Annotated in this window: 2 protein-coding genes; both read left to right on the top strand. The window is 50.3% G+C overall.

Annotation, left to right across the window (positions count from 1 at the left end):
• On the top strand, window positions 1-392 hold a 392-nt coding region (locus ACTJJS_RS26170; protein WP_440666253.1), incomplete at its 5' end, for a condensation domain-containing protein.
• A gap of 37 nt (window positions 393-429) precedes the next feature.
• Window positions 430-6141, top strand: coding sequence for an amino acid adenylation domain-containing protein (locus ACTJJS_RS26165; protein WP_440666251.1), 5712 nt, complete (start codon window positions 430-432; stop codon window positions 6139-6141).
• The last annotated feature ends 8 nt before the right edge of the window (window positions 6142-6149 follow it).

Raw genomic sequence — 6149 nt, 5'->3', positions numbered from 1 at the left:
TGGGTCTGGGAGGTGATTTGAGCCGGTCACCGCTGTCAGATGTGGTGGTGATATTACAGAACATCCGCTTAAACGATGAGCAGCAGTTAGAGATGCAGGGGCTGGAAGTGACGCCGGAAGCGGCATCCCTGGACATCAGCAAGGGAGACTTACGTTTTCAGTTTTATCACGATGAACAAAGTGGTGTGCTTCATGGCAACATCGAATACAACAGTGATATTTTCAACCGGGAGCGTATAGAACGGATGGCGGCCCATCTCGGCCGTCTGATGGAGGCTGTTCATGCTAATCCGGCTATGCCGGTTGATGAGCTGGAGTATCTCGCTGAATCCGAGAAACAGCATTCCATGAAACGAGCGCTTTCTTTCAATGCCAATGTAGACGAGGACTGATGCAATAGTCCAGATTGAAGCATTAAACGCCATTAATATGACAAATAAACTTATTCACACTTTAATAGAGGAACAGGCCAGGCAATATCCTGACCGGGTGGCTGTAGAAGGTTATGGGCTTCGTATGAGCTACCATGATCTGAACGGTTACGCCAACCAGCTGGCCCATGGCTTGTTGTCATTGGGTTACCGTGACGAAAAACATGTAGGTGTTTATGCCGGTGGTGGTCCCTTACAGGTGGTTGCGCTGCTGGCCTGTTTTAAGGCAGGGGCCGTGTATGTTCCAATGTCGGCAGACCAGGCTGTTCATCATCTGTTACAGGTGATAACGGAGACAGGGATGCAGGCAATCGTTACCACTACGGCATATGCGGCCACGCTAAAGCAATTGTTGGCTGCCCATGCCGTTAAGATCGATACAATAATTATTATAGATCTTCCGGCGTCCGCCGTGTTGCCATTGTCGTTTGAGCATCATCTTTCAATAGAAAATATTGTATGCAGCGCAGTCAACCCTGATCTGGACTATGATGCGTCCGCTAGCGCTTATGTGTTTTACACTTCGGGTTCTACCGGCAGGAGCAAAGGCATCATCGGTTCCCACGTGTCGCTGAGCCATTACATCCATTGGCATCAGCGGGAATGGGGCATAGACGGTAGTTTCCGTATCAGCCAGCTGGCGCCGATGACTTTTGACGCTTCGCTGAAGGATATCCTGACAGGCCTCATCGGCGGTGCTACTGTTTGTATGCCCGACAGCCATGTCAAAAATAATCCGGCGCTGTTGGTGGAGTGGTTAAGAAACGAGTGCATCACGCTGTTGCAAACAGTGCCGTCTGTTTTCCGGTTGATCACCGGTAGCCTGAAGGAAGCTGGCAGCTCCCTTCCCTGCCTGCGTTATGTGGTACTGGCGGGTGAACGGTTGTACGGACGTGATGTGTTGAACTGGAAGGCTGCCAATGGCACCTCTGCAAGGTTATCGAACCTGTACGGCCTGACAGAAACGACTATACTAAAAACCTATTATCATATTGAAAGCTGGGACTGGCAGCCGGGAGAAGTACTGCCGGTGGGTGTTCCGATCACTAACACCATGGTGGCAGTTGTTAATAACAACAGTTTATGTGTGGGAGGGGAGATAGGAGAAATTTATATCAAAAGCCCTTTTATCAGCAAAGGTTATATCGATCCCTCGCTCAATGAACAACACCTGGTCCGGAATCCATTGGGTGATAGTGAGCTTGACCTGGTATGGCGGACCGGTGACCTCGGCCGTTATCGAAACGACGGCAACCTGGAGATACTGGGCCGCCGCGATGAGCAGGTAAAGATCAATGGAGTACGTATAGAGCTGGAGCAGGTGCGTTCGGTGGTACTACAGCAGGAGGGAATTATGCGCATAGAGCTGGTAGTATACGCAGGAGAAGACTTTCAGCAGGAACTGATTTGTTATTATACAGGCAAACGTTACGTCCCGGACCAATTACGGACATTATTGTCAACTGGTCTTAACCCGGCCATGTTACCCGGTTATTATGTATGGATGGACAGTTTCCCGCTGAACATGAATGGTAAAGTGGACCGGAAAGCACTTCCCCGACCGGAGGAGATATTGCTCAAAGCCGGTTATGAAGAGCCAAGAGCAGGGCTGGAACAACAGGTGGCCCAGGTCTGGCGGAATGTACTGGGTATTGGCATTATTGGTCGGGAAGACAACTTTTTCAGTGTTGGCGGCTCTTCCCTCAAAGCTATGCAGGTAGCCACCAGGGTATATAAGGAGCTCGATGTACAGCTTACCATTGCTGATATCTTTGGTCACCCGGTTCTCTGTAAGCTGGCTGAATATGTTCGTCAGAAAAAGGCAGCGTCTTATCAGGCTATACCACGTGCAGGCATACAGGATAGTTATCCTTTGTCGAACTCCCAGCGGCGTTTGTGGGTACTGAGTCAAATATCGGAGCAGTCTGTTGCCTATAATATCGTTCCGGTGTACCGGATACGGGGCGTATTGGATTTAACCGCACTGGATGGCGCTTTTCAACGTTTGTCTGAACGTCATGAGAGCCTGCGGACGGTTTTCTTCCTGGAGGGCGGTGAGCCCCGTCAACGTATCCTTCCGGTGGGACAGCCCGAATCGGGGTTGGTGGTACGTTCTTTTACCGGTGCGAATGCGGAGGCACAGGCCTATGAATATGCCGCCAGCATTGCGTCGGAGCCTTTCGATCTTACGAATGGCCCTTTGTTCAGGACAGAGCTGTTGGAAACAGCAAAGAATGAATATCTGCTGGTATGGTCTATCCATCATATTATCTCGGACGAATGGTCGATGGGAGTGATGGTACGGGAGGTCATCAGTGCCTATAATTCACTCGCCGAAGGCACCGGGCCAGTGTTTGAGCCCCTCCCGATGCAATATAAGGATTATGCGGTGTGGCAGCAGTCAGAAGTGTCAGGCGAGCTGTTTTCCAAACATCGCCAGTACTGGCTGAAACAATTGGAAGGAGAACTGCCGGTACTGGCATTTCCGGCGGACTATACCCGTCCTTCTATCAAACAGCATCAGGGAGCCGTACTGCGGACCGGTTTCCCGGCAGAAGACAGTCAGGCATTTCAACAATTGCTTCGAGATAAAGGACTGACACCGTTCATGGGTATGCTGGCTTTGGTGAACGTGTTAATGTTCCGGTACTGTGGGCAGTCAGATCTGATCATCGGTACCCCGGTGGCCGGTCGTGACCACCCGGACCTGGAAAACCAGATAGGGTATTACCTGAATACATTGGCATTGCGAAACCATATTAAAGGAGAAGAAAGTTTTACGGAAGTGCTGGAAAATATCAGATCAACAACTGTTTCGGCATTTACACATAAGGCTTACCCATTTGATCTGTTGGTGGAGGAACTCGCCGTCAGGCGTGATTTGAGCCGGTCGCCATTATTCGATGTGATGGTCATATGGCAGAGCGGACAGCAGGATGATGCTGGCCAGCCAGCATTAAACGGGCTGGAAATAGAGAGCGTGCATCTGCATGACACGGTGAGTAAGTTCGATCTTACTTTTTCCTTCGAATTAAATGATGGCATATTTGATTTTCAGATAGAGTACGACACGGCATTATTCAGGAAAGAGCGTATAGCGCAGATGGCGGTCCATTTGGGTGGGATATTACAGGCGGTGGTACAATCGCCGGCAGCAGCCGTTAAAACCCTGGACTACCTTCCGGCAGCGGAGCGGCAGCTGTTGCTGGATACCTTCAATAACACCGGCCGGGACTGGCGGTTGGAACGGAAAGACCTGGTCAGCTGTTTTGAGCGGCAGGTATTGCATCACCCGGATGAAATTGCGCTGGTTGCCGGCGAAAAAATATTTTCTTTTAGTGAGCTGAATAGTTTAGCGAATCAACTGGCAGACCGGCTTCGGCGTAGCCACGGCATCACAGGCGGACAGTTGATTGGTATCAGCATGGCCCGTAACGAATACCTGGTAACCGGCATCCTGGGCGTGCTGAAAGCGGGTGCTGCTTATGTTCCGCTTGACCCTGCGTATCCCGCAGACAGGCAGGATTATATTATTGAAGACAGCGGATTGCAGTTGATCCTGGTAGACAGCACTATCAACACATATCAAAGAAAGGTACCGGTACTGGACCTCAGTGCTGAAGATACCCTGAAGGACTGCGCAACTTCAAATACAGCCGTTGTTGCCCGGCCGGAAAGCCTGGCGTATGTGTTCTATACTTCGGGATCAACTGGACGTCCCAAAGGAGTGCTGATCCGTCATGAAGGTGTTGTCAATATGCTTAGCGCTGTAAAAGAGCAGCTGGGCATCACATGGGCCGACAGATGGGTGGCGATCACCACTTATACTTTCGATCTGTCGGTGATGGAGATGTTATTGCCATTAACGATGGGTTGCCGGCTCGTGCTTGCCGGAAACGACGAATGTAATACGCCCGAGCTACTGGCAGCTTTGCTGGAAAGCAGCGGAGCAACGATACTGGAGGCTACACCGGCCATGTGGAACCTTTTGCTGGCCAGTGGCTGGCAAGGCCGGGAAGGGTTGCTGGCCATTTCGGGAGGAGAGGCCATGAGTGAAGGGCTGGTGCAGCAACTATTAAAGTTGACGGGGCGTTTATGGAACATGTACGGGCCAACAGAGACGACTATCTTTTCCACCATATTGGAAGTGAACAGTCCTGAGCAGGCTAATCTTATCGGCAGGCCTATTGCCAATACCCAGCTGTATATCCTGGATGCCTGTCAACAGCTGCTGCCAATAGGCGTACCGGGTGAGTTGTGCATTGCCGGCGATGGCGTTGCGCTGGGCTATCTGAATAATGACCTGCTGACGAAGGACCGTTTTATTCCCCATCCATATGGGAAAGGAAAGCTGTATCGCACCGGAGATATTGCCAGCTGGACCGCCACCGGGGATGTTATCTTTTACGGTCGCAGGGACAACCAGATAAAGGTCAACGGTTACCGTATTGAGCTGGGAGAGATCGAAGAGAGTTTGCTTGCTTCCGGTTTGTTGCGTCAGGCAGTGGTCACTGTATATCAGGCAGGAGCGGAGAAAGTGCTGGCGGCCTATTATACTGCAGATGGCACTGTTTCTGCAGAGGCGCTGCGTTCATGGCTGCAGGACCGTTTGCCGCTGTATATGGTCCCGGCCTATTTTATGAAGATGGAGCAGTTGCCCCTGACCACCAACGGGAAAATAGACCGCAAATCTTTACCGGCGCCGCAGGCACAGCAGCAGGTGTACCGCATGCCGGTAACCGCCGCAGAAAAGGCATTGTCGCGTATCTGGGAAGAACTGTTGCAAAAAGAAAAAATAGGTCTTGATGACAACTTCTTTGAAACAGGCGGACATTCATTGTTGGCCATACAGGTGATATCCCGGATTGCAAAAGAATTCAATCACAGGATGCCATTAGGCATATTCATGCAGAACCCCACGATAGGCGCACAAGCTGCTATCCTCGCAGTTACGCAGCGAAATAATGAGCCGGCATTAATATCAGCAATGGGTGTCCATAAAGCCGGAAGGGCCGCTGTTTATTTACTGCCGCCATTGATCGGGTCGCCGCTGATGTACGGGAAAATGAGTATCGCCCTGAGTGCCGCGTATAATTGTTATGGGCTACAGGACGCCGGGTTTGAAAATGCTCAAAAAATCGACCAGTCACTGGAAGAGAAAATCAAACGCTTTGCTAATCAGATTATGCAGCATACCACTACGAAGAAGGTCCGGCTACTGGGCTTCTCCTATGGGGCAACAATCGCGTTTGAGATCGCAAAAATACTGGAGCGTGAAGGTATGGAAATCATACTGGCAGTGGTGGACAGGCCGGTGATCAAACGAAAATTGTTCCTTAACCTGAAACGCAGCCCGGCGGAGCATGAAGATATCAACCGGTTTCTTGAGAGGATCAGCAGGATTGATCCCACCATATCCTACCTGTCTGATATCAACGTCAATTGGAATAACAATATCAGGCTGATGGAAAAATATCACCAGAAAGGAAAGGTGAAAGGACCGCTGCTGGCATTCAAATCGAAAGATAACCTTAGCAGGGACTTTCTCAGCATGGACGACTGGAAGGAATTTTCCTCCCATGCATTTGCACACCACTATTTAGAAGGAGACCACTACGAATGTCTGGACATGGACGATAACATTGCCCGGATATATGAAGTGCTGCTTCAATATGATCATATAAAAGAGACAGTCAAAGCAGACTATTAAAACACTAA

This window comes from Chitinophaga sp. 22308 (assembly GCF_052045305.1).
Classification (GTDB): Bacteria; Bacteroidota; Bacteroidia; order Chitinophagales; family Chitinophagaceae; genus Chitinophaga; species Chitinophaga varians_A.
Note: the sequence above shows the minus strand (reverse complement) of the source record. Positions and strands in the feature narration are given on the sequence as shown.